General features: G+C 72.7%; 24 protein-coding genes. 11 read left to right on the forward strand and 13 right to left on the reverse strand.

The window, feature by feature from the left end; all coding sequences use genetic code 11:
- Positions 1-152 precede the first annotated feature (152 nt).
- From Cco03nite_RS12175 to groES, 3 genes are all read right to left on the reverse strand, one after another.
- Positions 153-1,055, reverse strand: a complete 903-nt coding sequence (locus Cco03nite_RS12175) for a hypothetical protein (protein ID WP_203692164.1) — start codon at positions 1,053-1,055, stop codon at positions 153-155.
- A gap of 102 nt (positions 1,056-1,157) precedes the next feature.
- Positions 1,158-2,807, reverse strand: a complete 1,650-nt coding sequence (gene groL, locus Cco03nite_RS12180) for a chaperonin GroEL (RefSeq protein ID WP_203692165.1) — start codon at positions 2,805-2,807, stop codon at positions 1,158-1,160.
- Positions 2,808-2,875: 68 nt separating this feature from the next.
- On the reverse strand, positions 2,876-3,184 hold the full coding sequence (gene groES, locus Cco03nite_RS12185; RefSeq protein ID WP_428835559.1) for a co-chaperone GroES: 309 nt from the start codon (positions 3,182-3,184) through the stop codon (positions 2,876-2,878).
- Positions 3,185-3,542: 358 nt separating this feature from the next.
- On the opposite strand from groES, the gene Cco03nite_RS12190 reads away from it, so the two are divergent.
- From Cco03nite_RS12190 to Cco03nite_RS12220, 7 genes are all read left to right on the forward strand, one after another.
- Complete coding sequence (locus Cco03nite_RS12190) at positions 3,543-4,718, forward strand: class I SAM-dependent methyltransferase (RefSeq protein WP_203692167.1); 1,176 nt, start codon at positions 3,543-3,545, stop codon at positions 4,716-4,718.
- An 88-nt stretch (positions 4,719-4,806) separates the two neighbouring features.
- Positions 4,807-5,286: a Cys-tRNA(Pro) deacylase gene (gene ybaK, locus Cco03nite_RS12195; protein WP_203692168.1), complete on the forward strand. Its 480-nt coding sequence runs from the start codon at positions 4,807-4,809 to the stop codon at positions 5,284-5,286.
- Positions 5,287-6,167: 881 nt separating this feature from the next.
- Positions 6,168-7,253 carry a sugar ABC transporter substrate-binding protein gene (locus Cco03nite_RS12200; RefSeq protein WP_203692169.1) on the forward strand — a complete coding sequence of 362 codons (1,086 nt, stop codon included), beginning with the start codon at positions 6,168-6,170 and terminating at the stop codon, positions 7,251-7,253.
- Positions 7,254-7,347: 94 nt separating this feature from the next.
- Entirely contained in the window at positions 7,348-8,121 is a 774-nt protein-coding gene (locus Cco03nite_RS12205) for an ATP-binding cassette domain-containing protein (RefSeq protein ID WP_203692252.1), read from the forward strand.
- Positions 8,118-9,380, forward strand: coding sequence for a sugar ABC transporter permease (locus Cco03nite_RS12210; protein WP_373314229.1), 1,263 nt, complete (start codon positions 8,118-8,120; stop codon positions 9,378-9,380). Before Cco03nite_RS12205 ends, Cco03nite_RS12210 begins: the two co-directional genes overlap by 4 nt.
- A 28-nt stretch (positions 9,381-9,408) precedes the next feature.
- On the forward strand, positions 9,409-10,584 hold the full coding sequence (locus Cco03nite_RS12215; RefSeq protein ID WP_203692170.1) for an ROK family transcriptional regulator: 1,176 nt from the start codon (positions 9,409-9,411) through the stop codon (positions 10,582-10,584).
- 68 nt (positions 10,585-10,652) lie between these two features.
- Entirely contained in the window at positions 10,653-11,609 is a 957-nt protein-coding gene (locus Cco03nite_RS12220) for a DNA adenine methylase (RefSeq protein WP_203692171.1), read from the forward strand.
- Between the two features lie 76 nt (positions 11,610-11,685).
- Here Cco03nite_RS12220 and Cco03nite_RS12225 read toward each other — a convergent pair whose 3' ends face one another.
- The 8 genes from Cco03nite_RS12225 to tsaB form a co-directional block, all read right to left on the reverse strand.
- Positions 11,686-13,425, reverse strand: coding sequence for an ABC transporter ATP-binding protein (locus tag Cco03nite_RS12225; protein ID WP_203692172.1), 1,740 nt, complete (start codon positions 13,423-13,425; stop codon positions 11,686-11,688).
- Between the two features lie 133 nt (positions 13,426-13,558).
- Positions 13,559-15,262 carry an ABC transporter ATP-binding protein gene (locus Cco03nite_RS12230; RefSeq protein ID WP_203692173.1) on the reverse strand — a complete coding sequence of 568 codons (1,704 nt, stop codon included), beginning with the start codon at positions 15,260-15,262 and terminating at the stop codon, positions 13,559-13,561.
- A 55-nt stretch (positions 15,263-15,317) separates the two neighbouring features.
- Positions 15,318-16,007, reverse strand: a complete 690-nt coding sequence (locus tag Cco03nite_RS12235) for an HAD family hydrolase (protein ID WP_239167318.1) — start codon at positions 16,005-16,007, stop codon at positions 15,318-15,320.
- 58 nt (positions 16,008-16,065) lie between these two features.
- Entirely contained in the window at positions 16,066-17,688 is a 1,623-nt protein-coding gene (locus Cco03nite_RS12240) for an alkaline phosphatase D family protein (protein ID WP_203692174.1), read from the reverse strand.
- 197 nt (positions 17,689-17,885) lie between these two features.
- Positions 17,886-18,140 (reverse strand): hypothetical protein, encoded by a 255-nt coding sequence (locus tag Cco03nite_RS12245; protein ID WP_203692255.1) that lies wholly within the window; start codon positions 18,138-18,140, stop codon positions 17,886-17,888.
- A 26-nt stretch (positions 18,141-18,166) separates the two neighbouring features.
- On the reverse strand, positions 18,167-19,216 hold the full coding sequence (gene tsaD, locus Cco03nite_RS12250) for a tRNA (adenosine(37)-N6)-threonylcarbamoyltransferase complex transferase subunit TsaD (protein ID WP_203692175.1): 1,050 nt from the start codon (positions 19,214-19,216) through the stop codon (positions 18,167-18,169).
- Between the two features lie 70 nt (positions 19,217-19,286).
- The gene (gene rimI, locus Cco03nite_RS12255) at positions 19,287-19,730 is read right to left on the reverse strand and encodes a ribosomal protein S18-alanine N-acetyltransferase (RefSeq protein ID WP_203692176.1); all 444 of its coding nucleotides are present in this window, start codon (positions 19,728-19,730) and stop codon (positions 19,287-19,289) included.
- Complete coding sequence (gene tsaB / locus Cco03nite_RS12260) at positions 19,727-20,404, reverse strand: tRNA (adenosine(37)-N6)-threonylcarbamoyltransferase complex dimerization subunit type 1 TsaB (RefSeq protein WP_203692177.1); 678 nt, start codon at positions 20,402-20,404, stop codon at positions 19,727-19,729. The genes rimI and tsaB overlap by 4 nt, the downstream gene beginning before the upstream one ends.
- A 164-nt stretch (positions 20,405-20,568) precedes the next feature.
- On the opposite strand from tsaB, the gene alr reads away from it, so the two are divergent.
- From alr to tsaE, 3 genes are all read left to right on the forward strand, one after another.
- Positions 20,569-21,705, forward strand: a complete 1,137-nt coding sequence (gene alr, locus Cco03nite_RS12265) for an alanine racemase (RefSeq protein ID WP_203692178.1) — start codon at positions 20,569-20,571, stop codon at positions 21,703-21,705.
- Positions 21,706-21,847: 142 nt separating this feature from the next.
- Positions 21,848-22,918: an alpha/beta fold hydrolase gene (locus Cco03nite_RS12270; RefSeq protein ID WP_239167324.1), complete on the forward strand. Its 1,071-nt coding sequence runs from the start codon at positions 21,848-21,850 to the stop codon at positions 22,916-22,918.
- A complete protein-coding gene (gene tsaE, locus Cco03nite_RS12275; RefSeq protein WP_203692180.1) occupies positions 22,915-23,406 on the forward strand; it encodes a tRNA (adenosine(37)-N6)-threonylcarbamoyltransferase complex ATPase subunit type 1 TsaE in 492 nt (163 codons plus the stop codon). The genes Cco03nite_RS12270 and tsaE overlap by 4 nt, the downstream gene beginning before the upstream one ends.
- 36 nt (positions 23,407-23,442) lie before the next feature.
- Here the strand turns inward: tsaE and Cco03nite_RS12280 are convergent, their stop codons facing one another.
- Both Cco03nite_RS12280 and Cco03nite_RS12285 read right to left on the reverse strand, forming a co-directional pair.
- Complete coding sequence (locus Cco03nite_RS12280) at positions 23,443-24,918, reverse strand: NAD(P)H-hydrate dehydratase (protein ID WP_203692181.1); 1,476 nt, start codon at positions 24,916-24,918, stop codon at positions 23,443-23,445.
- A gap of 72 nt (positions 24,919-24,990) precedes the next feature.
- The gene (locus Cco03nite_RS12285; protein WP_203692182.1) at positions 24,991-25,365 is read right to left on the reverse strand and encodes a holo-ACP synthase; all 375 of its coding nucleotides are present in this window, start codon (positions 25,363-25,365) and stop codon (positions 24,991-24,993) included.
- A gap of 23 nt (positions 25,366-25,388) precedes the next feature.
- On the opposite strand from Cco03nite_RS12285, the gene Cco03nite_RS12290 reads away from it, so the two are divergent.
- Complete coding sequence (locus tag Cco03nite_RS12290) at positions 25,389-26,999, forward strand: amidohydrolase (protein ID WP_203692183.1); 1,611 nt, start codon at positions 25,389-25,391, stop codon at positions 26,997-26,999.

Genomic DNA, 26,999 nt, shown 5'->3' on the forward strand with positions numbered 1-26,999 from the left:
CCCCGTCCGGCCGACCGCCCCCACCCGCCTTCACGTCACGCACGTGCCCCCGGCTGCCTGCACTTTCGGGGAGACTGCGGCGACGCGGCGGCCCGAAGCTGCGGTTTCCCCGAAAGTGCAGCGAGCCGGCCGCGAAAGCCGACTGCGCGGGGTCACTGGACGGGGTGGACGGGGATGTCGACGGCGATGTTGGGTGGGGCGTCGAAGCTGCCGTGGATGACGCTGAAGGACAGGCGGACGGAGTCGACGTCGGGGCCGAGGACCCCGTCGAAGACGATGACGCCGGTCGCCTCACCGCCTGCGGGCACGGTCTCCGGCCAGGTGCTCGCGCCCGGGTCCGGCAGCAGCGTCTCGCCCGCGGCGGTGAGCTGGGCCCGGCCGAACGTGGGCAGCGTGAGCGCGTCCCCGCCCGTGTTCTCGCCCCGGATCTTGACCTTGGTGGCCTGGCTGGTGACCTCGACGCTCAGCACGGTGATGGTCAGCGGCCCACCGGTCGCGGACGCCGCCGACGCCAGCCGCTCCTGACCCGACTCGTTCCGCTTCGCGATCCACGGCGGCGTCGCGAACTCGCTCAGCTTCGCCACCCCGGCCTGCACCGCCGTGGTGGCCAGGTAGCCGCCGCCCGCACACAGCCCGAGCAGCAGGATCGCGGTCGACACCAGCCCGATCCCGCCCCGCCGCGCCGGTGTGCCCGCCGCCGCACCCGCCGGCCGGGCGCTGCCGTAGCCGCCCGGATAGGCCGAGCCGCCCGCGTAGGTGGTGCCGTGACCGCCCGCCGGCGCGGCGGGGACCGCGTAGCCGTGTGCCTGCGGGACCGCGCCCGGACCGGTGCCCGGCGGTTCCGCGGCCGCGCCGCGCGAGCTGCCGCTCTTGGCCAGGTCGATCACGCCGAGCAGCAGGGCGACGACCAGCCCGACGCCGCCGGAGACGGCCAGCGCCTTGGCCTTGCTCACCTCGGCCGCGGTCAGGTAGTCGGTCAGGCCGGTGCCCAGCGTCGCGACCAGGTAGGCCAGGCCCACCAGGCCGAAGTAGCGCACCATGCCGCGACCGGTCATGCCAGGACACTATCGACCGCCGTGCATGCCGCATACGACAGAAACGCGACAGCGGGCCCCGGCCGGAGCCGGGACCCGCTGTCGATGTTCAGCCGCTCAGGCTCAGAAGCCCGGGCCGTGCTGGTGGCCGTGGCCGTGCGAGTGGCCGTGGCCGCCGCCGTTGCCCGCGGGCTCGGCCTTGGCCGGCTTCTCCACCACCAGGGACTCGGTGGTGAGCAGCAGGCCCGCGATCGACGCGGCGTTGATGGCCGCGTTGCGGGTCACCTTCACCGGGTCGACGATGCCGGACTTGACCAGGTCGACGAACTCGCCCTTGGCCGCGTCGAGGCCGGTGCCCCAGTCGCTGCCCTGGACCTTCTGCACGATGACGTAGCCGTCGTGGCCGGCGTTCTGGGCGATCCACCGCAGCGGCTCGACCAGCGCCTTGCGCACGATCGCGACACCGACCTTCTCCTCGCCGGAGAAGCCCAGGTCGTCGTCGAGCACGCTGACGATCTGCGCGAGCGCCGCGCCGCCGCCGGGCACGATGCCCTCCTCGACCGCCGCGCGGGTGGCCGCGATGGCGTCCTCGATGCGGTGCTTGCGCTCCTTCATCTCGACCTCGGTCGCGGCGCCGACCTTGATGACGGCGATGCCGCCGGACAGCTTGGCCAGGCGCTCGCCCAGCTTCTCCTTGTCCCAGTCGGAGTCCGAGGCCTCGATCTCCTTGCGGATCTGCGCGACCCGCGCGTCGACCTCGGCCTGCGCGCCGGCGCCGTCCACGATCGTGGTGGTGTCCTTGGTGATGACCGCGCGACGGGCCTGGCCGAGCTGCTCCAGGGTGACGCCGTCGAGCTTGTAGCCCAGCTCGGGGGCGATCAGCTCGCCGCCGGTGAGCACGGAGAGGTCCTGCAGCATCGCCTTGCGGCGGTCGCCGAAGCCGGGGGCCTTCACCGCGGCGACCTTGACGGTCTTGCGGATCGAGTTCACCACGAGGGTGCTCAGCGCCTGGCCGTCGACGTCCTCGGCCACGATCAGCAGCGGCTTGCTGGTCTGGAGGACCTTCTCCAGCAGCGGCAGCAGCTCCTCGATCGAGGAGATCTTGCTGGTGGTGATGAGGATGTACGGGTCGTCCAGCACCGCCTCGCCCGACTCGGGGTCGGTGACGAAGTGCGGCGAGATGAAGCCCTTGTCGAACTGCATGCCCTCGGTGATGTCGAGCTCGGTGGTCATCGTCGAGCCCTCTTCGACGGTGATGACACCGTCGCGGCCGACCTTGTCCATCGCCTCGGCGATCAGCTCACCGATGGTGGAGTCCTGCGCCGAGATCGTCGCGACCTGCGCGATGTCGGACTTGTCGGCCACCGGGGCGGCCTTGGCCAGCAGCGCGTCGCTGATCTTGGTGACGGCCGCGTCGATGCCGCGCTTGAGACCGGCCGGGTTGCTGCCGGCGGTCACGTTGCGCAGGCCCTCGCGGACCATCGCCTGGGCCAGCACGGTGGCGGTGGTGGTGCCGTCGCCGGCGACGTCGTTGGTCTTGGTCGCCACCTCCTTGACCAGCTGCGCGCCCAGGTTCTCGTACGGGCTGGACAGCTCGATCTCCTTGGCGATGGTCACGCCGTCGTTGGTGATCGTCGGCGCGCCGAACTTCTTGTCCAGCACCACGTTGCGGCCCTTCGGGCCGAGCGTGACCTTGACGGCGTCGGCGAGCGCGTTGACACCGTGCTCCAGCAGGTGCCGCGCGTCGTCGGAGAAGCTAAGGATCTTAGGCATCAATCGTCTCCCTTAAACGTCACGATGCCCCGGCTCACCCTCGCGGGCGGGCCGGGGCATCGCACGGATCACTTCTCGACGACCGCGAGGACGTCGCGGGCGGAGAGCAGCAGGTACTCCTCGCCGGCGTACTTGACCTCGGTGCCGCCGTACTTCGAGTAGATGACCTTGTCACCCACCTTGACGTCGACCGGGATGCGGTTGCCCTTGTCGTCGACGCGGCCGGGGCCGACAGCCAGGACGGTGCCCTCCTGCGGCTTCTCCTTGGCGGTGTCGGGGATCACGAGGCCCGACGCGGTGGTGGTCTCAGCCTCGTTCGCCTGGACCAGGATCCGGTCCTCGAGCGGCTTGATCGCAACCTTCGTCGCGGTAGTCACGAGCATACCCTCCTGGGGTATAGCCCCGGGTTCTCGCGGCACGAGACCCGGGTGTTGTCTTCTGGTCAAGTCTTCGCCCGGGCGTTGCCGTCGTCGCGGGTGTCGGCCCCGCCGGGCGGGTCATGCATTAGCACTCTGCAGGGCAGGGTGCTAACTCCGAACATTATGCCGCGTCTAGCACTCAGTCAAGGAGAGTGCCAGCCGCCACTCGGTGAATTATCCGATTCACCAGGTGTCCAGCGCTCACCGGGGCGTGTCCGCCGGTCCCTGTGACGTTCCTCCGGCGCGGTGGTCAGGCGCGGCGGGGTGCCGTCGGCCGCAGCCGAGCCGAGCGGGTGCGCGCTGCGAGAATGGCGGCGTGGATCTCGAACAGTTGGCGCAGCTGCGTACCCCCGACGGTGTCGCGGCGCTGGACCTGGCAGGCGAGCTGGCCGGGACCGACGAGCTGACCGCCGCCTCGGCGTTGCGGGCCCGCGGCGTGCCGCCGGGCCTGGCCGCCGCCGCCCTCACCCAGGTCGCGCTGCGCGGCCGGGCCGCGGCCAAGTTCGGCGCGGACGCCGGGCGGGTCTTCCTCACCCGCGCGGGCCTGGAGCAGGCCACCCGCGAGATCGTCGCGGTACGCCGCGCGGCCCGCCTGCGCGCCGCGGGCGTGACGGCCCTGGCCGACCTGGGCTGCGGCCTCGGCGCCGACCTGCGCGCCGTCGCCGCCACCGGCATCCGGGCGTACGGCGTCGACGCCGACCCGCTCACCGCCGCCTGCGCCGCCCTCAACGCCCCCGCCGCTACCGTCACCTGCGGCGACGCCCAGGACTTCGACCTGAATCTGGTCGACGCGGTGTTCTGCGACCCGGCCCGCCGCAGCGGCGGCCGCCGCATCTTCCGCCCCGAGGACTACTCCCCGCCCTGGGACTGGGTGGTCTCCCTACCGCAGCGGGTGCCGCACACCGTGCTCAAACTCGCCCCCGGCATCGACCAGGCCCTGCTGCCGACTGGTTGCGAGCTGGAACTGGTGTCCGTCGACGGCGACGTGGTCGAGGCCGCCGCCTGGTGCGGCCCCCTGGCGGCCGCCCCGCGCCGCGCGACCGTCTTCCGCGACGGCGTCCCGCACGAGCTCACCGGCACCGGCGAGCAGACCGCGCCCGTCGCCCCGCCCGGCCGCTACGTCACCGACCCCGACGGCGCCGTGGTCCGCGCCCACCTCGTCGCCGAGTTCGCCGCCGCCCACGACGGCTGGCTCGCCGACCCCAACATCGCCTACATCTGGTCCGACACCCCGATCAGGTCCCCCTTCGGCCGCTGCTTCACCGTCGACGAGGTCCTCCCCTTCTCCCTCAAACGCCTGCGCGCCACCCTCCGCACCCGCGGCGTCGGCCGCCTCGAAATCCTCAAACGCGGCAGCGCCCTCGACGTCGAACACCTCCGCCGCGACCTCCGCCTCTCCGGCCCGAACCCCGCCTCCCTCCTCCTCACCCGCACCGCCACCACCCCCCTAACCATCCTCGCCACCCCCCTACCCCCCACCCCGCCGCGTTGATCATGAACTTATGGCACGGCTCGACGGCGTTTCGTGTCCACAAGTCCCTGATCGATTCCGCCGCCCGCGGCGGCGGTAGCATCGCGGCGTGGCCAGCCAGGGGACTCCCGCGACAGCACTGCTCACCAAGCAGAAGGTGAAGCACACGCTGCACACCTACGAGGTGTCGCCCGACTCCCCGAACTACGGCGCGCTGGTCGCCGACGCCATCGGGGCCGACCCGGCGCGCGTGTTCAAGACGCTGGTCACCGAGGTCGACGGCGCGCTCACCGTGGCCGTGGTGCCGGTGACCGGCGAGATCGACCTGAAGGCGCTCGCGGCGGCGGCCGGCGGCAAGAAGGCCGCGATGGCCGACCGCGACCTCGCCGAGAAGACCACCGGGTACGTCCGCGGCGGCATCAGCCCCCTCGGCCAGCGCAAGCGCCTGCCCACGGTCATCGACCAGTCGGCACTGGACGGCGACCTGATCTACGTCTCCGCCGGCAAGCGCGGCCTCCAGCTCCGGCTGGCCCCCGCCGACCTGGTCCGCCTGACCTCGGCGACACTCGCCCCCATCGCCCGCGCCTGACCCTCGGCCACGTCGGTCCGTCGCGGCCGGCCACATCGATCCGTCACAGCAAGCCACGTCGGTCGGTCGCGGCCGGCCCACGTCGGTCGGTCGCGGCGTCGTCACGATCGTCGCGCGCCGCGCCCCACCGACAGCCCGTCGCACCCGAAGCCCGTCGCACCCGAAGCCCCGATCCAGCCGCCGGAAGGCTGGTGCAGGCTCGAAGATCTGTTTTTGTGGACGCTGGACGTCCCTATGACGACGTCCAGCGTCCACAAAAACGGATCACCATTTGACCTCTCGCCGATATGCCCGATTTGAGGCAGTGGAATAGCGCGCCGGGGAACTCAAGCCCGACCATTCTGCCCCTTTTGTGGTTCTTATCGCCGGCAACGACATGACCCCCAGCGACTAGCAGCCAAAAACCACTGGTCGCTATGCCCGATTTGTCAATCGCAGCAGCCGCGATCGAGCCGACTCCGCTCCCTACCGGCTGACTCCGCCCTACCGGCCGACGCCGAGACGCCCGTAGCGCTCATGGCCGCAGCCCCGCCAGAGCGGGCAACGACCGCCGACGCGAACAAAGACGATCTTGCGAATCGGCGCGTCCAATTGCCGGGATTGGGTATGTCGCTCCCACCCCCTCCCCCAAGATCGGCGCGGCGGGAAAGGGCAGCGAGCGGGCGGGTTACGGGGACGTTGCTGAATTGTTATTGCCTACAACAAACCTTGGGCTTGCGCGTTTGCATTTGTTGCGCATACGTTGTCGCACACAACAAAACCCCGTGTGACCGGCCTCACGCACTGATGAACGCTGTTGGACTCGCCTGGTCCCGGAACCCGGCGGGGCCGCCCGCACCACCTGAATACACACCCCTGAATCCGAGAGGATTTGAGCAACGATGCGCAAAGGGATCCTGGCTGTAGCCATGACCGGCCTGATGGCCGTCACCGGCTTGGCCGCCTGTGCGGAAGACGCCCAGCCCGCCGACTCGAAGACGCCCTTCGTCGGCGTCATCCTGCCGGACAGCAAGTCCTCGGCCCGCTGGGAGACGGCGGACCGCAAGTACCTGGAGGAGGCCTTCAAGGCCGCCAACGTCAAGTACGACATCCAGAACGCCCAGGGTGACAAGACCCAGTTCCAGAGCATCGCGGACCAGATGATCACCAAGGGCGTCACCGTCCTGGTCATCGTCAACCTCGACTCCGGCACCGGCAAGGCCGTGCTGGACAAGGCCGCGGCGCAGGGCATCCCGACCATCGACTACGACCGGCTCACGCTGGGCGGCAACGCGAAGTACTACGTGTCCTTCGACAACGTCGCGGTCGGTCGCCTGCAGGGTGAGGGCCTGGTCAAGTGCCTCACCGAGAAGGCCGTCAAGAACCCGGCCATCGCGCAGCTGAACGGCTCGCCGACCGACAACAACGCGACCCTCTTCAAGGAGGGCGGCGTGTCGGTGCTGAAGCCGAAGTACGACGCCAAGGAGTACTCCCTCGTTGACGACCAGGCCGTGCCGGACTGGGACAACGCGCAGGGTGGCGTGATCTTCGAGCAGATGCTGACCAAGGCCAACGGCAAGATCGACGGCGTGCTCGCCGCGAACGACGGCCTGGGCAACGCGGCGATCTCGATCCTGAAGAAGAACAAGCTCAACGGCAAGGTCCCGGTCACCGGCCAGGACGCGACCGTGCAGGGCCTGCAGAACATCCTCCTCGGCGACCAGTGCATGACCGTGTACAAGGCCGTCAAGAAGGAGGCCACCGCGACCGCCGAGCTGGCGATCTCCCTGGCCAAGGGTGAGACCAAGTCCGTCTCGCAGACCACCAAGGACTCCGAGACCGGCAAGGACGTGCCCTCGGTCCTGCTGGAGCCGCAGGCGATCTACTTCGCGAACGTGAAGGACGTCGTCACCGACGGCTACGTCACCAAGGCAGAGCTGTGCACCGCCGACTTCGCGGCCAAGTGCACCGAGGCCGGCATCAGCTGACCTGACGGCTCAACCGGAATGTGGTCCCTGGGGGTCGCAAGGCACCCAGGGACCACGTCTGTGGAACAGGCAGTAACCCCTCGAACGGAGCGCCCTGATGGGAACCCCTCTACTCGAACTGCGTGGAATCAACAAGAGCTTCGGCCCGGTGCAGGTGCTGCGGGACGTCGCCTTCCAGGTCCACCCAGGCGAGGTAACCGCACTCGTCGGCGACAACGGCGCCGGCAAGTCAACGCTGGTCAAGTGCATCGGCGGGATCTACCCCATCGACTCAGGCGAATACCTGATGGAGGGTAAGCAGGTCCACGTCCACAACCCGCGCGACGCCGCCAGCCACGGCGTCGAGATCGTGTACCAGGATCTCGCCCTCTGCGACAACCTCGACATCGTCCAGAACATGTTCCTGGGTCGCGAGAAGAAGAGCGGCATGGTCCTCGACGAGCCGACGATGGAGCAGCTCGCCCAGCAGACCCTGGCCGGCCTGTCCGTGCGTACCGTCAAGTCGGTCCGCCAGCAGGTGTCCAGCCTCTCCGGCGGCCAGCGGCAGACCGTGGCGATCGCCAAGGCCGTGCTCTGGAACAGCAAGCTGGTCATCCTCGACGAGCCCACCGCCGCCCTCGGCGTCGCGCAGACCCAGCAGGTGCTGGAGCTGGTCCGCCGCCTGGCTGACAACGGTCTGGCCGTTGTGCTGATCTCCCACAACATGAACGACGTGTTCGCTGTCTCCGACCGGATCGCCGCGCTGTACCTGGGACGGATGGCGGCCCAGGTCAAGACGTCGGACGTCACCCACTCGCAGGTGGTCGAGCTGATCACCTCCGGCCGCAGCGGCCAGCTGGGCCTCGTCGAGGAAGGAGCCGCAGCGTGAGCGCGACCACCACGAATTCGTACGAGGCGGCCAAGGTCGCCACCCCGGCCAAGGACGACGGCGGCCTGTGGGGTTACCTGCGCAGCTACGGGCAGCGGGTCCGCAGCGGCGACATGGGCGCGCTGCCGGCGGTGCTCGGCATCGTCGTGCTGACGGTCGTCTTCTCGGCCGCCCGGCCGTCCTTTCTCACCCCGCTGAACTTCGCCAACCTGCTCACCCAGGCCGGGCCGATCGTGGTGCTCGGCATGGGCCTGGTGTTCGTGCTGCTGCTCGGCGAGATCGACCTCAGCGCCGGTTTCGCGTCGGGCGTCTGCGCCGCGGTGCTCGCCATCATGCTGACCACGAACGGCTACCCCTGGTACGTCGGGGTGGCCGCGGCGATCGTCACCGGTGTCGTGATCGGCCTGCTGCTGGGCTTCCTGGTGGCGAAGGTCGGCATCCCCTCCTTCGTGGTCACCCTCGCGGGCTTCCTGGCCTTCCAGGGCACCGTGCTGTGGCTGCTCAAGGAGGGCACCAACATCTCGGTCCGCGACGAGATCATCATCTCGCTGGAGAACGAGTACATGCCGCCGATGGTCGGCTGGGCGCTGGGCGCGCTGACCGTGCTCGGCTTCGCCACCACGCAGCTGATCCAGCAGCGCAACCGCCGCCGCCGCGGGCTGCCCGCGATGCTGTGGCAGGTCGTCGCCTTCCGGGTGATCGGCCTGGCGGTCCTGGTGGGCGTCGCGGTCGCGGTGCTGAACGAGGAGCGCAGCCGCAACCCGCTGTTCTCGCTCAAGGGCGTGCCGATCGTGGTGCCCGTGATCGGCGTGCTCCTGCTGGTGTGGACGTTCGTGCTGCGGCGCACCGCCTTCGGCCGCCACATCTACGCCGTCGGCGGCAACCGTGAGGCGGCCCGCCGGGCCGGTATCGCGGTGGACCGCATCCGCATCTCCGCGTTCGTCATCTGCTCGGCGATGGCGGCGGTCAGCGGCATCCTGGCGGCCAGCATGGCGCGCTCCGTCGACCCGAACACCGGCGGCTCGAACGTGCTGCTGTACGGCGTCGCGGCGGCGGTCATCGGCGGCACCAGCCTCTTCGGCGGCAAGGGCCGCGTCCTGGACGCGGTGCTCGGCGGCCTGGTGATCACGATGATCATCAACGGCATGGGCCTGGTCGGCTGGAGCTCGGCGTACAAGTACGTCGCCACCGGCGTGGTGCTGCTGCTGGCGGCGAGCGTGGACGCCTTCTCGCGGCGCCGTTCGGCCGCGAGCAGCTGACCGACGTACGCCTGTCAACGGGAGAATCATGCGAGCGGGACCGAGCCAGGAGGAGATCCGGCGGCAGAACCTCGGCGCGTTGCTGCGGTTCGTGCACGTGCGCGGCTCTATCTCCCGTGCCGAGCTCACCTCCGAACTCGGTCTCAACCGCTCCACCATCGGCGCCCTCACCGCTGACCTGGCCGCTGTCGGCCTGGTCAGCGAGGAGGCGCCGCGCGAGACCGGCCGGGCCGGCCGGCCGTCGCTGGTGGTGCGCCCGTCCTCGGATCTGGTCTACGCCTACGCCGCGAGCGTGGAGGTGGACCGGATCCGGGTGGCGCGGGTCGGGCTGGGCGGCGTCATCCTGGACCAGCGGGAGGCGCCGCGCCCGCGCGGCGAGGCCATCGAGGCGGTACGCCCGGTGGCCGACTTCGTCGCGCAGATGGCCGAGCAGGTCAAGCCGCAGGCCCGGTGCATCGGGGCCGGCATCGCCGTGTGCGGGCTGGTCCGCCGCGAGGACGGCCTGGTCCGGCTCGGGCCGCACCTGGGCTGGCTGGACGAGCCGCTCGGGCACGCGCTGCAGGACCGGCTGCCCGACCTGCTGCCGCAGGTCGCCGTCGGCAACGTGGCGGACCTGTGCGCGCTGGCCGAGCACACCCGCGGCGTCGCCGTCGGCTGCGACAACATCATCTACATGTACGGCGACGTCGGCGTCGGCGCGGGCATCATCGCGGGCGGCCGCCGGGTCACCGGGCACGGCGGCTACGGCGGCGAGGTCGGCCACATGGTCGTCAACCCGCACGGCCGCGCCTGCGGCTGCGGCTCCCGCGGCTGCTGGGAGACCGAGATCGGCGAGCACGCCCTGCTGCACGCCGCCGGGCGGGACACCGCCCAGGGCGCCGAGGCGGTGCTGGCCGTGGTCGAGGCCGCCGCGCGCGGCGACGCCACCGCCCAGGTCGCGGTACGCCAGGTCGGCGACTGGCTCGGCTTCGGCGTGGCGAACCTGGTCAACATCTTCAACCCGGAGCTGGTCATCTTCGGCGGCACGCTGCGCGACGTGTACCTGGCCGCCGCGGCGCAGGTGCGCAGCCGCCTGAACAGCATCGGCCTGCCCGCCACCCGCGAGCACGTCCGGCTGCGCACGCCCAAGCTCGGCGGCGACGCGGCCCTGCTCGGCGCGGCGGAACTCGCCTTCGAGCAACTGCTCGCCGACCCGCTGGGCTGATTACCGACACCGACCCGCTGGGGTGAATACCGGCCGGTAGCCCGAACCATCCAGCACAATGGATGGTCGTGCCGGCCCCTTTCCCGCCCCGTCGCCTGCCCGGGCTCGCCGACGTGCCGCACGCGATCCCGTACCAGGGCAGCAAGCGGCAGCTCGCGCACGCGATCGTGCCCCTGCTGCCGCCGGACACCGCGCGGCTGCTGGAGCCGTTCGCCGGGTCGGCCGCCGTCGCCATCGCCGCCCGGCACCTGCGCATCGGCGAGACCGCCGAGATCAGCGACGTGAACGAGCCGCTGATGCGGCTGTGGCAGCGGGTGCTCGCCGAGCCGCTGGACCTGGCCGCCGACTACGAGCGACTGTGGCACGAGCAGCTCGCCGACCCGAAGGCGTACTACGACGCGGTGCGCACCCGTTTCAACGAGACCCACGAGCCGCACTGCCTGCTGTACCTGCTCGCCCGCTGCGTCAAGGCGGCGGTGCGCTACAACCGCGAGGGCGGGTTCAACCAGGGCCCCGACCGGCGGCGGCTGGGCGCGCGGCCCGCCGCGATGCGGGCCCGGCTGGCCGCGACCGCCCGCGTGCTGACCGGCTGCCGGGCGTACGCCGCCGACTACGCCGACGTGCTGAACCGCGCCGAACCTGCCGACGTGGTGTACCTCGACCCGCCGTACCAGGGCGTGAGCCAGGCCCGGGACCACCGGTACATGGCGGGGCTGCCACGCGAGGCGTTCGTGGCGCGGCTGCGCGCGGCGGTCGGGCGGGGCACGTCGTTCCTGCTGTCGTACGACGGCCTGTCCCGCGACCCCGCCTCCGGCGAGCGCAGCTACGGCGAGCCGCTGCCCGCCGACCTCGGCCTGCTGCACCTGCACCTGGACGCGGGCACGTCCTCGCAGGGCACCCTGAACGGCCGGCCCGCCCGCACCATCGAGTCCCTCTACCTCTCGCCTGCCCTGGTCACCCGCCTCGGCGGTCCGGAAGCCGTACACGCTTCGCTGGCCGGCACGCCGGCGTCGCCCGCCCGATAGACGTTGGCCTATCTCATCGAAAATCCGGCACTCGGAATCGATGTGATAGGCCAACGTCTATCGCAAGACGAGAGCGTCAGGACTGCCAGGAGCGCCACAGGGCAGCGTAGGAGCCGTCGGCGGCCACCAGCTCGTCATGCGACCCCAGCTCCGCGATCCGTCCGTCCTCCACCACCGCCACTCGGTCCGCGTCGTGCGCAGAGAACAGCCGGTGCGCGATCGCCACCACCGTCCGCCCCTCCAGCACCGCCGCCAGCGACCGCTCCAGATGCCGGGCCGCCCGCGGGTCGATCAGCGACGTCGCCTCGTCCAGCACCAGCGTGTGCGGGTCGGCCAGCACCAGCCGGGCCAGCGCGAGCTGCTGCGCCTGCGCGGGCGACACCTCGTGCCGCCCGCCACCGACCTCCGTGCCGAGGCCCTCGGGCAGCTCGTCCACCCAGTCCAGCGCGTCCACGGCGGCCAGCGCCTCGCGCAGCCGCTCCTCGGACGCGTCCGGCCGGGCCAGCGCCAGGTTGTCGCGCAGCGTGCCGGCGAACACGTGGTGCTCCTGGGTGACCAGCGCGACGTGCCCGCGCAGCTCTTCCAGCGGCAGCTCGACCAGCGGCGCGCCGCCGACCGCGACGGTGCCGGTGCGCGGCCCGTCGATACCCGCCAGCAGCCGTCCCAGCGTCGACTTGCCCGCGCCGGACGGCCCGACCATGGCCAGCCGCTCCCCCGGCGCGATGGTCAGGTCCACGCCGTGCAGCACGTCGCGGCCCTCGGTGTACGCGTAGCGCACGTCGGTCGCGGTCAGCCGCTCCGAGTCGGGGCGGGCGCCGGTGACCTCGCGGTCGTCGCCGATCTCGGCCACGCCCAGCAGCCGGGCCAGCGACGTCGCGCCGACCTGCAGCTCGTCGGCCCAGCCGAGCAGGCGGTCGATCGGCTCGATCAGCTGCTGCACGTAGAACACCGCGGTGACGACGACCTCCAGCGGCACCCAGCCCTGGATGTAGAACCAGCCGCCGAGGAACAGGGTGGCCGCCACCGGCAGCGTGAAGCCCAGGTCGACGAACGGCCAGAAGAACGTGCGCAGCCGCAGCGTGCCCCGCTCGGCCCGGTACTGCTCGCGCAGGTCGTGGTCGGTGCGGCGGATGCGGCGGGCGCCGGTGCGCAGCGCCTCGGTGGTGCGCGCGCCGTCGAAGGTCTCGGTGAGCCCGTCGATGACCTCGGAGGAGGCGGCGTTCTCGCGCAGGTAGGCCTTGGGTGCGCGGCGCAGGTACCAGCGGGCGCTGACGATGATGATGGGCGCGCCGACCAGGCAGGGCAGCGCCATCAGCGGCGAGAGCCAGACCAGTGCGGCGGCCGTCAGGATGAGCGTGACCAGGGCGATCAGCGTCTCCGGTACGCCGCGGCGCATGCTGTGCGACAGCTGCGCGACATCCCGGCTGGTACGGGTGACCAGGTCGCCGGTGCCCGCCCGCTCCACGGTGGACAGCGGGATGGCGAGCACCCGGTCGACGAACTCCTCGCGCAGCTCGGCCAGCACCCGCTCGCCCAGCGTCGCCGACGAGAACGCGGCGAACCGGGTCAGCACCGCCTGCACCAGCACGAACGTCACCAACCCGAGGGCGATGCCGTCGACGCCGGACAGCGTCATGCCGTGCTGGATCCCCCCGATCAGCTTGCCCAGCAGGTACGGCGTGACCAGCCCGGCGAGCGCGGCGAGCCCGTGCAGGACGACCACCCGCGTGAGCGCGCCGGGATGCCGTCCGAGCAGCTGGCGCGCGTACCGGCGTACCGCCGCCGCATCCGCGACCGGCAACTGGACTCGGCTCATGCCTTCTCCTCGCTACGCTCGTCGGCGGCATGAGCCCGCTGCGTCATGATTCGCTCGCTGCGCTCGCTGCCTTCTCCTCGCTGCGCTCGTCGGCGGCGTGTGCCGAGCCTGCCGGTTCGCTCGCTGCGCTCGCTCACGCGTCCACACTCCTGGTCACGACGGCGCGGTAGCGGGGTTCGGCGGCCAGCAGTTCGCGGTGGGCGCCCTCGGCGACGACCTTGCCGTCCTCGACGAAGGCGACGTGGTCGGCCTGGTCCAGCAGCAGCGGGCTGGTGCCGGCGACCAGCGTGGTGCGGCCCTGGCGGGCGGGGCCGAGGCGGCGGGCGATGCGGGCCTCGGTGTGCGCGTCGACGGCGCTGGTCGGCTCGACGAGGATCAGGATCGGCGGGTCGGCCAGCAGCGCGCGGGCCAGCCGCAGCCGCTGCTGCTGCCCGCCGGAGAACTCGCGCCCGCGCTCGGCGACGAACGCGTCGAGCCCGTCCGGCAGCGCGTCGAGGACCTCCTCGGCGCTGGCCGTACCCAGCGCCGCCATGATCTGCTCGTCGCCGGCCGTCCCGGTGGGGTCGAGTTCCTCGCGCAGCGGGCCGCTGAACAGCCGGGCGTTGTTGTCGGCGACCAGGATGCGGGCGCGCACGTCGTCGCGGGTCGCCGCGGACAGCGGCACGCCGCCCAGCGTCACCTCGCCCTCGGCGTACCGGCCGAGCCGGTCGGCGATCTCGATCGCGTCCTCGGGCCGGTCCGCGGCCAGCACGGTGAGCACGCCGGGCCGCAGCGCCAGGCCGGACTTCACGTCCACCAGCGTGCCGTGCTCGGGCAGCGGCAACGGCGACGCGGGCGAGGTGATCTCCGGTTCGAGCCGCAGCACCTGGAGCACCCGGCCCGCCGAGACGTGGCCGCGCGTCATCTTCTCCAGCATCTCCGCGAGCGTGCGCATCGGCATGACCAGGAACGCGGCGTACCCGTAGAAGCTGGCCAGCTCGCCGGGCTGGATCTCGCCCGCCACCGCGAGCCGCGCCCCGAGCCAGGTGACCAGGGCCAGGAACAGTCCCGGCATCAGCACCTGGATGGACTCCAGCAGCGAGTCGATGCGTGCCGCCCGTACGCCGGCCTCGCGCAGCTGCTGCGACTGGGTCCGGTAGCGCTCGGCGAAGACCTGCTCGCCGCCGATGCCGCGCAGCACGCGCAGGCCGGCGACGATGTCCACGGCCCGGCCGGTGAGCGCGCCCTGCTGGTCGCGGTAGGCCTGCTGGCGGCGGTGCAGCGGTTTGATGAGCAGGCTCACCACCGCCATCTGCACCGGCACGCCGAGCAGCACGACGAGGCCGAGCTTGACCGACGCGGTCAGCAGGATGACGGTGACGGTGATCAGGCTGACGATCGCGGCCGAGCCGCGCGCGGTGATGTCCAGCGCGTTGCCGATGTGGCTGGTGTCGGCGGCGCCGATGGCGACGACCTCGCCGGTGGCCATGCGTTTGGGCAGCGTCGCGCCGAGGCGGTTGGCGTGCCGGACGACCGCCTGCACGGTGCGGAAGTTCGCCGACATCCAGTTGAACACCGCGTTGCGGTGGCGCATGATGCCGCTCGCCGCCTGCACCAGCCCCAGCAGCATGAACGCCCCGGCCCAGCGGGCCAGGGCGGACGTGTCCTTGGTGGTGATGCCGGCGTCGATCGCCTTGCCGATGACCATGGGGATCAGCGCGCCCACCAGCATCCAGGTGATGCCGTAGAACATGCCCAAGCCGATGGTCCGGGACTGGTGCGAGGCCAGCCACCACAGATACCGGACGGCTGACCTGGTGTCGGGAGTGCCGGGATCGGCCAGAGGTAAGGAACGCATAGCGGCGCTGAACTTACTAGGCAGCCCCGGCGGACGCCACCGGTTTTCCCGGTATTCAGGCAGCCAGCAGGGCCGGCAGGTCACCCAGGCGGTGGACGGTCTCTCCGTGCCAACCCGGATCGCTGTCGGCGTGCTCGACGGTGCGCACCACGCGCATGCCGAGCGCCGCGGCCGCGGCCAGCTCTCCCCCGTGCCCGTCGCCGACGAAGACGCACTCCTGCGGGGTGACGCCCAGATCGCCGCACACCTTGAGGAACAGCACCGGGTCGGGCTTGGTCACCCCGAGCAGGCAGGAGAAACCCGCCACGTCGAAGCGCGGTGCCAGCGGCTGCTCCCGCCACAGCGTCACGGTCTCCGTCGAGCAGTTGGTGACCAGCCCCAGCGGGTGGCCCGCGGCGCGCAACCCGTCCAGCACCGCCAGCACCCCCGGCGAGGGCCACAGCACCTCCCGGGTGAACCGCAGCCGGGCCACCTCCGCGAAGCGCACGGCCGTGTCCGTGGGCTCGCCGCCCAGCCGGTAGGCCAGGGTGCGGATGGTCTCGCTCAGCGTGCCGAACTCGCCGCGCATCCGGGCCAGCATGGTGCCCCGGAACAGCGTGGCGAACCGGTCGGGATCGACGCCCAGCGCTCCGGCCATGCGCCGGCTGACCTCGTCGCGCTGCGCCGGTGTCCGATCCGGGATCAGGGTCTCGTAGAGGTCGAACAGGATGGCGCCCCGTCGTCGCGGCCTCCGGATGTCCAGCACGCGCAGAGGTTACCGGAGGGTGGGACGCTCGCGGCACCTCCGCACGGCCGGGATCTCGTCACGGGCGTTCCGTCTCCGCCCACACCGTGTGGTCGGCCAGCTCCCGGGGCGCGAACGCCTGCGGGCCGGTGAACGGGCGCAGGTAGCGCCGTTGCAGGCCGGGGACCCCGTCGGCGATCACGAAGCCCGCCTTGCGCTGGGCCGGCGCGCCCGCGCGGTGCACGTACGGCAGGGTCATGAAGTCGGCGGCCAGCTCGGCCGGGGTGACCGTGGCGCGCACGTAGCCGCGCTGGCCGTTGTACAGGCGCAGGTGCTTGTTGTGGGCCAGGAACGGGTGGGTCGCCGGGTCCGAGTCGAAGCCGTCGCCGCCCGTGGTCAGCGAGGTGCAGACCAGCTCGGAGCCGACGACCGGCGCGTCCGGGTCGGCGAAGTCGAGCTTCACGTCGGCCGCCCAGTGCGCGTGCACGTCCCCGGTGAGCACCACCGCGTTGCGCACCTTCGCGTCGAGCCAGCCCCGCACCACCCGCTGCCGCGAGGCCGCGTACCCGTCCCAGGCGTCCTGGCTGGTGCTCAGCACCGGGCCGGGGTCCCGGTCGCGCTGCGCGAAGAAGACCTGCTGGGCCAGCACGTCCCAGGTCGCGCCGCTGCGCCGGAAGCCGTCGAGCAGCCACTTCTCCTGCGGCGCGCCGAGGATGGAGCGGGCCGGGTCCGTCGCGGCCGGGCAGTCCCGGTAGCCGTCGCCGCAGCCCTGGTCGTCGCGGTACTGCCGGGTGTCGAGCAGGTGGAACGTGGCCAGCCTGCCCCAGCGCACCCGGCGGTGCAGCGGCAGCGCCGTGCCGCGCGGCTGGCGCGCGTACCGCAGCGGCATGTTCTCCCAGTAGGCCCGCATGGCCGCGGTGCGCCGACGCTCGAAGCGCGGGTTGGGCCGCTCCGGCACCGGACCCGCCCAGTTGTTGTCCACCTCGTGGTCGTCGAAGACCACCAGCCACGGCGCGACCGCGTGCGCCGCCTGCAGATCCGGGTCCAGCTTGTACTGCGCGAAGCGCTGCCGGTAGTTGGCCAGCGTCTGCGTCTCCGGCCCGGCATGGTCGCGCACGTTGCCGCTCGGGGCGTTGTAGACACCGGCCGCGTACTCGTAGACGTAGTCGCCCAGATGCACGATCAGCTCCGGCTCGGACTCCGCGATCCGGCGGTAGCCGGTGAAGAAGCCGTGCTCGTACTGCGCGCAGGACAGGAACGCCAGGTCCAGCGCCGCCGGCAGGACGGCCCGCGCCGGGGCGGTGCGAGTGCGGCCCACCGGGGAGGTCCAGCGGTCGACGCCGAAGCGGTAGAAGTACTCCCGGCCGGGTTCCAGGCCCGTCGGCTCGGCGTGCACGCTGTGCGCCCAGGACGGCTCCGCCCAGCTCATGCCGGACGCGACCGGCCGGGTGAAGCGCTCGTCGTGGGCGACCTGCCACCAGACCTCGTACGCCCGGTCGGCCATGCCCCCGCGGCCGTCCTCGGCCATCGGCGTCACCGCCAGCCGGGTCCACAGCACGAAACCGTCCGGGGTCGGGTCCCCCGAGGCGACACCCAGCGTGAACGGATCGCTCGCCGGGCCGGTCGCGCTCGCCGGCCGCCCGAACAGCCCGGCCACGACCACGGCGCCACCGCCGAGCAGCACGCCACGACGCGAGACCATACGCACCCCTTCATGCCGGGGGTGGCCCTCATCGTCGCCCGCACCCGGCCGGGGACCGCAGCAGCCACGCCGAAACGGCGCACCACCACTCGCAAGATCACCGTTTCAGGGCGATTCGTGCGGCGAGACCGCAGATCATGACCGGGAACGGCGATCATCGCGGCTGGGCCGCCGATGCGGCCGGTAGCGGCCCGGGATCAGCGGTCGACGGGGGCGAAGTCCCAGACGTGGGGCGAGCGGGCGGCCAGGCCCTCGGGCGGGTCGGCCAGCGGGCGGGGCTCGCCGCGCCAGCGCGAGATCACCACGACGCGCAGGTCGGTCGAGGAGAACACCTCGCTCGTGATGTGCAGCGGCTCGACCTCCAGCCGCGGCACGGCCTCTTCGCACACCCAGTTCAGCAGTTCCGTGAAGGTGCGCGGATAGGCGCGCACCTCCCACATACGCACGATCACGTCGTCGCCCTCAGCACCGGGCAAAGCTACACCCCGACGAGCGTGAGCGGCATCGCGGAGTCGGCCGCGAAGTCCAGCTTGGACGGTGCCGTGCCGGCGGCGACCAGATGCGACCCGAGCGCGGCCACCATGGCCCCGTTGTCGGTGCACAGCTTGGGCCGCGGCACCCGCACGGTGATGCCGTACTGGGCCGCGCGCTCGGCCGCCATCGCCTTCAGCCGCGAGTTCGCCGCCACGCCGCCGCCGATGACCAGCGTCTCGATGCCCTGGCTCCGGCAGGCGTCGATGGCCTTGCGGGTCAGCACGTCGCAGACCGCGTCCTGGAAGCTCGCCGCGACGTCGTTGACCGGCACCGGCTCGCCGGAGCGCTCACGCGCCTCGACCCAGCGCGCCACGGCGGTCTTCAGCCCGGAGAACGAGAAGTCGAACCGGTGCTCGACCAGGTCCTTCGGCCCGGTCAGGCCGCGCGGGAAGGTGATCGAGAGCGGGTCGCCGTCGCGGGCCGCCCTGTCGATCGGCGGGCCGCCCGGGAACGGCATGCCCAGCAGCCGGGCCACCTTGTCGAAGGCCTCGCCCGCCGCGTCGTCGATGGTCGCGCCGAGCGGGGTCACCCCGCGGGTCAGGTCGTCGACCCGCAGCAGCGACGAGTGCCCGCCCGAGACCAGCAGCGCGATCGCGGGCTCCGGCAGCGGGCCGTGCTCCAGGGTGTCCACCGCGACGTGGGCCGCCAGGTGGTTCACGCCGTAGATCGGCTTCTCGGTGGCCAGCGCCAGGCCCTTGGCCCCGGCGACGCCGACCAGGAGCGCCCCGGCCAGGCCGGGTCCGGCGGTGACGGCGATGGCGTCGATGTCGGCCAGGGTCACCCCGGCCTCGTCCAGCGCCCGGTGCAGCGTCGGCACCAGCGCCTGCAGGTGCGCCCGGCTGGCCACCTCCGGCACCACGCCGCCGAAGCGGGCGTGCTCGTCCACGCTGGACGCCAGCGCGTCGGCCAGCAGGGTGTGCCCCCGCACGATGCCGACGCCGGTCTCGTCACAGCTGCTCTCGATCCCCAGAACCAGGGGTTCGCTGGTGGTCATGCCTTCTCCTCGCTGCGCTCGTCGGCTGCATGAGACTCGCTGAGCCGCCTGGTTCCCTCGCTGCGCTCGCTCATGCTCTCTCCTCGCGCCGCATCACCAGGGCGTCGGCGTTGCTGGGTTGGTAGTAGCCCTTGCGGATGCCGATGACCTCGAAGCCGTAGCCGGCGTACAGCCGCTGCGCGGGCGCGTTGTCGGCGGCGACCTCCAGCAGAACCTGCTTCACCTGGTGCCGCCGGCCCTCGGCGAGCAGCGCCTCCAGCAGCGCCCGGCCGATGCCGCGCCGCTGCGCGTCCCGGCGTACCGCGATGTTGTTGACCCAGCCCTCGCCCTGGCCGACGGCCAGCCCGGCGTAGCCGAGCACGGTGCCGTCGTCCTCGGTGGCGATCAGGTAGTGGTGGCCGTTGGCCAGCTCGTTCCAGAACATCGCCGCGGTCCACGCCTCCGCGCCGAACAGGTCGGCCTCGACCGGCAGCAGATCCTCGATCTGCCACCAGCGCAGCCGCTCGATCTTCATCGCTCGCTCGCGGACAGGGCCGGTTTGCGGGCGGACGGCTCGACCGCGTCGGGGCGGCGCAGGTAGAGCGGGGTCAGCGGCTCGCTCGGGACGCCCGTACGCACCCGCTGCGCGGCCAGCTCGACCAGCGCCGACGGCTCCGGGTAGAGCTGCTCGCCGGCGGGCAGGCCGAACACGTCGGCGTACTTCGCCGCGCCCTCGCCGACCGCGGCGGTCACCGCGTACTCCGCGAGCCGCGGCGCGACGTCGGCGGGCTTGTCCACGGCGGGGCCGGTCAGCGGCCTGCCGTCGGCGTACACCGCCCAGTAGACCTCGCGCCGCCGCGCGTCCGTCGCCACCAGCGCCCGGCCCGCGGTGCGCAGTCCCAGCGCGTCCAGCGTGCAGACGCCGTACGCCGGGATGTTCAGGGCCATGGTCAGCGACGCGGCCGTGACCAGGCCGACCCGCAGCCCGGTGAACGGGCCCGGCCCGACCCCGGCGATCACGGCGGCCAGGTCGCGGGGTTTGACCCCGGCCTCGGCCAGCAGCGCATCGATCTGCGGGGCGAGCAGCTCGCCGTGCGCGCGGCCGTCCACCGTCGCCCGCTGCGCCAGCACGGCGTGCCCCGACGGCCTGACCTCGGCCAGCGCGGCCGTCACCGCAGGCGTAGCCGTATCCAACACCAGCACCAACACGCCCCCCACCCTACTGTGCCCCCCACCCCACCCCGATGATCATGAACCTATGGCAAGGGTCGGCGGCGTGTCGCGGGTACAACTTCATGATCGATTTCGGTGGGGTTTGGGACCGGGCGCGGCCCTCGGGGGTCCCCGGCGTACTGCTGGGTAGGCTGGGACTCATGTGGCAGGCCGACGCTCAGTCCCAGGTCGTGGTGGACCTCGACGCGATCCGCGGCAACGTGCGCACGCTGCGGTCGAACACCACCGCCCAGGTCATGGCCGTGGTCAAGGGCGACGGGTACGGGCACGGCATGGTCCCCGCCGCCCGCGCGGCGCTGTCCGGCGGCGCGACCTGGCTCGGCGTCTGCACCCTGGACGAGGCGTTCGGGCTGCGGGACGCGGGCCTCGGCGCTCCCGTGCTGGCCTGGCTCTGGCTGCCCGGCCAGCCGGTCGCCCGCGCGATCGCCGCCGACGTGGACCTCAGCGTGGCCAGCCTGTCCCAGCTCACTGCGGTGACCGCAGGCGCCCGCGAGGCCGGACGCCCGGCCCGGATCCACCTCAAGATCGACACAGGGCTGTCCCGCAGCGGCGCGGCCGCACCCGAGTGGCCGCAGCTCGTCGAGGCCGCGGGCAAGGCCCAGGCCGACGGGTACGCCGAGGTGATCGGCGTGTGGAGCCACTTCGCGTGCGCCGACGCGCCCGGCCACGAGACCGTCGACCGCCAGCTCGCCGCCTTCACCGACGCCCTCGACACCGCCCAGCGCCTCGGCATCGAGCCGCAGGTGCGGCACCTGGCCAACTCCGCGGCCACGCTCACCCGGCCCGACACCCACTTCGACCTGGTACGCACCGGCATCGCCGTGTACGGCCTCTCCCCGCTGGACGACCCCGCGGTGCGCGCCACGCTGCGCCCCGCGATGACCGCCCGCGCCCGGGTGCTGCTGACCAAGCGCCTGCCCGCCGGGCAGGGCATCTCCTACGGGCACACCTACGTCACGCAGCGGGACTCGACCGTGGCGCTCGTGCCGCTCGGCTACGCCGACGGCGTGCCCCGGCACGCCTCCAGCACCGGCCCGATGCTGCTCAACGGCAGCCGGTACACCGTCGCCGGGCGGGTCTGCATGGACCAGTTCGTGGTCGACGTCGGCGACGCCGAGGTCAGCGAGGGCGACGAGGTGATCCTGTTCGGGCCCGGCGACCGGGGCGAACCCACCGCCGACGACTGGGCCGACGCCGTCGGCACCATCAACTACGAGATCGTGACGCGTTTCGGCAGCACCCGGGTGCCGCGGGTCTATCGCGGTGATGCCGCGTGAGCGAGCGCAGCGAGCGAACCGGACGGCTCAGTGAGTCTCACGCCGCCGACGAGCGCAGCGAGGAGAAGGCGTGAGCGACACGGCGACCGGCGACAAGGCCTCGGCCAAGGACAAACCGGCGGGCACCCGGCGCAAGGCCGGGCTGATCGGCGCCGTCATCGGTGTCGCCGCGGCCGGGGTCGCCGCAGGTGTCGCCGTCGAGCGCCTGGTAGTCAAGCGCAGCCGGCGCACCGACACCGACCCGTACGCCGACGAGCCCTTCGGCCGCCTGCCCTACGACGAGACGCTCACCGTCAGCACCGACGACGGCGTACAGCTGCACGTCGAGATCGTCGAGCCGGTGGACGGGATCGCGGTCGAGTTCGGCAAGCCCGGCCCGCCCGAGCCGACCATCATCTTCGTCCACGGGTTCTGCCTCGACCAGGGCACCTTCCACTTCCAGCGCAAGGCCCTCGACGCGCTCGGCGAGCACCGCATGGTCTTCTACGACCAGCCCGGCCACGGCCTGTCCAGCGCCCTGCACGAGGGCGAGTACGAGCTGCCCGCGCTCGGCGACGCCCTCTACGACGTCATCAAGGCCACCACCCCGGTCGGCCCGATCGTGCTCGTCGGCCACTCGATGGGCGGCATGGCCATCATGGCCTGCGCCGAGCAGCACCCCGACCTGTTCGCCGACCGGGTCGCCGGGGCCGTGCTCATCGCCACCTCGGGCGGCCAGCTCGACGGGATCAGCTACGGCAACCTGCCCGAGATCCTCAATCGCACCAGCGGGCCGCTGCTCGCCCTGCTCACCGGCGCGGCCCGGTTCACCGGCCCGATGATCGACAAGGCGCGGCAGGCCAGCACCGACCTCGCCTGGCTGCTGACCCGGCGGTACGGTTTCGGGGGCGACTCCCCCAGCCCCGCGCTGGTGTCTTTCGTGGAGCAGATGAACTCGCGCACCACCACCGAGACCGTCGCCCGCTACCTGCGCACCATCAACAGCCACGCCCGCTACCCGGCCCTGCGCGCCCTGAACCAGGTGCCCGTCATGGTCGTCGTCGGCGACGCCGACCTGATCACCCCGGTGGCCCACTCCGAGGAGATCTGCCGGCTGCTGCCGCACGCCAAGATGGTGCTGGTCCCCGACAGCGGGCACGTGGTGATGCTGGAGCACGCCGACGAGGTCAACCAGGCCCTCATCACCTTCCTGGACGAGCTGGAGCTGCTGTGATCCTCAAAACCGCCGACGACACCCGCGACTTCGGCTCCCGCCTGGCCGGCGTGCTGCGCGCCGGGGACCTGCTCGTGCTGAGCGGCCCGCTCGGGGCCGGCAAGACCGCGCTCGCCCAGGGCATCGGGCGCGGGCTGCGGGTGCTCGGCGACGTCACGTCGCCGACGTTCGTCATCGCCCGGGTGCACCGCCCCGACCGTGCCGCCGGCGGCACGGTGCCGATGGTGCATGTCGACGCGTACCGGCTGGGCAACGTCACCGACCCCCGCGCCCAGGTCGACGACCTGGACCTGGACGCCTCCGTCGAGGACTCGGTGACTCTGGTCGAGTGGGGCGAGGGCATGGTCGAACAACTCGCCGACGCATACCTCGAAGTCCGCATCGACCGCCGCGACGACGACTCCCGCGTCATCGACCTCGTCGGCCACCGCGGCGACTGGTCGGAACGCGTCACCGCCCTGTCGGAGGCCACCGCCGAGCGCGGCTGACCCCGCGGCACCTCCTAGCTGGCGGGCGGCGGCGGGTCAGGTGGGGCGGACGGGGGCGGTGCCCGTGGGGGTGCGGGTGAGGGAGGCCACGGCGGTGCGGAGGGCGGCGGCGACGTCGACGGCGGTGACCGGGCCGGATTCGGCGGCGATGCGGGCCGCGAGGCCGTGTACGTAGGCCGCGGCGACCGCCGCGCGGATCGCGGGCAGGCCCGCCGCGAGCAGTGAGCCGAGCAGGCCGGACAGCACGTCGCCGGTGCCGCCGGTGGCCAGCGCGGGGGTGCCGGTCGGGTTGACCCAGGCCTCGCCGGACGGTCCGGCCACGACGGTGCGGTCGCCCTTGAGCAGCACCACCGAGCGGGTCCACGAGGCGAGTTTCTGGGCGGCCGCGACCCGGTCCGGGCCGGGGTCCTGGCCGGCGAGCCGGGCGTACTCCCGGTCGTGCGGGGTGAGCACCGTCGGCGCGTCCCGGCTGCGCAGCTCGTTCGCCATGGAGCCGTCGACGAGCAGGGTGATCGCGTCCGCGTCGAGCAGCGCGGGCAGCGGTGCCGCCAGCACGCCCCGCACCTCGGCCGCGGCCCGCTCGTCGGTGCCCAGGCCGCTGCCGCAGACCCAGGCCTGCACGCGTCCCGCCTCGGCCAGCCGCGGCGCGGCGATGACGCTGGGATGCGCGGGCACCACGATCTCGTGCGCCGACCCGGCGTAGCGGACCAGTCCGGCCGGTCCGGCCAGCGCGCCGGACAGGGAGAGCAGGGCCGCGCCGGGGTAGCCGGCCGAGCCGGTGGCCACGCCGACGACGCCGCGGGTGTACTTGTCCGAGACCGGTCCGGGCTGCGGCCACCAGGCGGCGATGTCGGCGGTGTCCGCGACGCGCAGCGCGGGGTCGCCGAGCAGGTGCGGGACGAGGCCGATGTCGACCAGTTCAACCTGCCCGGCCAGGACCGCGGCCGGGCCGACGACGTGCGCGGGCTTGAGGCAGCCGAAGGCGACGGTGACGTCGGCGCGGATCGCGGTGCCGGGCACGTCGCCGGTGTCCACGGCGACCCCGGACGGCACGTCGACCGCGATCACCGGCGGGCGCGTGGTCAGCGCTGTGAGCTGCTCGGCGAGCGTCAGCGCGGTGCCGCGCAGCGCGCCGGTCGCGCCGATGCCGAGCAGCCCGTCGACGACCAGGTCGACCCGTTTCGGCCAGTCGGCCAGCACCCGGCCGCCCGCGCCGCGCAGCGCGGCCAGGCCCTCGGCGTGGGCCCGTGCGGGGTCGCTCAGCAGCGCCCCGACCTGGACGCCCTGCCGCGCCAGCAGCGCTCCCGCGAAGAGCGCGTCGCCGCCGTTGTCACCGGGGCCGACCAGGAGCACCACCCGGGAGGCGTACACCCCGCCGAGCCCGCGCAGGGTGACCGCGCAGCGGCGGGCGAGCCCCGCGGCCGCCCGCTGCATCAGCGTGCCCGAGGGTAGCGCCGCCATCAGCGCGGACTCGGCAGCCCGCACCTGCGCCACCCGGTAGACCGACCTCATGCGCCGAACTCCGTTCGCTCGTCTGTGCCTGAGTCTCGCGTGCCGTGCCCGCCGTCCGTGGCCGAACCCCGCTCACCGGCCCGCTTCGGCGATGACCACGGCGGAGGCGATGCCGCCGTCGTGGGACAGGGACAGGTGCCAGCGCTCGACGCCGCGCTCGGCGGCGACGGCGGCGACGGTGCCGGAGACGGTCAGCCAGGGCCGGCCGTCGGCGTCGACGACGATCTCGCAGTCGTGCCACTGCATCCCGGCCGGCGCGCCGAGCGCCTTGGCGACGGCCTCCTTGGCCGCGAACCGGGCCGCCAGCGACTCGGGTGAGCGCGGGTTGCCGCTGCGGGTGGTGCGCTCCGCCTCGGTGAACAGGCGCTCGGTCAGCATCGGGGTACGCCGCAGCGCCGCTGCGAAACGGTCGACCAGGACGACGTCGTTGCCCACCGAGACAATCACGTGTTGACCTTAAGGTCTCAGGTGTGGATCTGGTACTTCGCTCCGGCAACGTGTACGGGTCGCCGGGCGCGACCGCGGTGGCCGTGCACGGCGGTGTGATCGCCGCGGTCGGCTCCGACGCCGAGATGAAAGAGCTGATCACCGGGCGTACCAAGGTGGTGGACCTGGCCGGGCGGCTGCTGCTGCCGGGTTTCCAGGACGCGCACGTGCACCCGGTGTTCGCCGGGCTGAACCTGCTGCGCTGCGAGCTGACCGAGCAGCACGACGCGGCGGGTTACCTGGGCGAGGTGGCCAGGTATGCCCAGGCCCATCCCGACCAGGCCTGGGTCATGGGCGCGGGCTGGTCGTACGACGCCTTCGGCGGCGGTCAGCCGGACCGGGCCATGCTCGACCGGGTGGTCCCGGACCGCCCGGTCTACCTGGCCGTACGCGACGCGCACAGCGCCTGGTGCAACTCCCGCGCGCTGGCGCTGGCCGGGATCGACCGGCACACGCCGGACCCGGAGGGCGGCCGGATCGAGCGCGACACCGCCGGCGAGCCCACCGGAGTGCTGCACGAGAGCGCGATGGAGCTGGTCAGCGGCGTGGCCCCGCGGCCGGACGCGGCCGAGATCCGGCGGGCGCTGCTGCTGGCCCAGTCCCGGCTGCACGCGCTGGGTGTGACGGCCTGGCAGGACGCGATCCTGGGCGACTACGGCGGCTGGCCGGACGCGTTCGAGGCCTACCTGGCGGCGGACGCCGCGGGGCTGCTGACCGCGCGGGTACGCGGCGCGCTGTGGTGGGAGCCGTCGCGTGGCCTGGAGCAGCTCGACGAGCATCGGGCGCGCCGGGAGCGGGCGCGGACCGCGGGCGGGGCGAACTTCCGGGCCGAGACCGTCAAGATCATGCAGGACGGGGTGGCGGAGAACTTCACCGCCGCGATGATCGAGCCCTACCTGGACGGCTGCGGCTGCGCCACCGACCGCCGCGGCATCTCCCGGGTCGAGCCGGGCCACCTGACCGAGGTGGTGTCGGCGCTGGACGCGGCCGGTTTCCAGGTCCACTTCCATGCCATCGGCGACCGGGCCACCCGGGAGGTGCTGGACGCGGTGGAGCGCGTGGCCGGTTCGCCGTTGCGCCACCACGTGGCGCACGTCCAGGTCGTACACCCCGCCGACGTCCCCCGCTTCGCACGGCTCGGGCTGACCGTCACCATGCAGGCCCTGTGGGCCGCGCACGAGCCGGCGATGGACGAGCTGACCATCCCGTTCCTCGGCGCGGAGCGCGCGACCTGGCAGTACCCGTTCGGGGCGGTGCACCGCGGCGGCGGCCGGCTGGCCGCGGGCAGCGACTGGCCGGTGTCCGACCCCGACCCGATGCGCGCGATCCACGTCGCGGTGAACCGGGTCGGCTACCGGTTCGACGAGCCGCCGCTCGGCCCCGAGCAGGCGATCGACCTGGACACGGCGCTGGCGGCGTACACGGCCGGGTCGGCGTACGTGAACCACTTCGATGACGCGGGGCGGATCGCGCCCGGCCGGCGCGCCGACCTGACCGTGCTGGACCGGGACCCGTTCGCGGGGCCGCCGTCCGAGATCGGGGCGGCCCGCGCCGAACTGACCTGGGTGGCCGGCCGCCTGGTGCACAGCGGCTGA

Source organism: Catellatospora coxensis, from assembly GCF_016862635.1.
GTDB classification, from domain to species: domain Bacteria; phylum Actinomycetota; class Actinomycetes; order Mycobacteriales; family Micromonosporaceae; genus Catellatospora; species Catellatospora coxensis.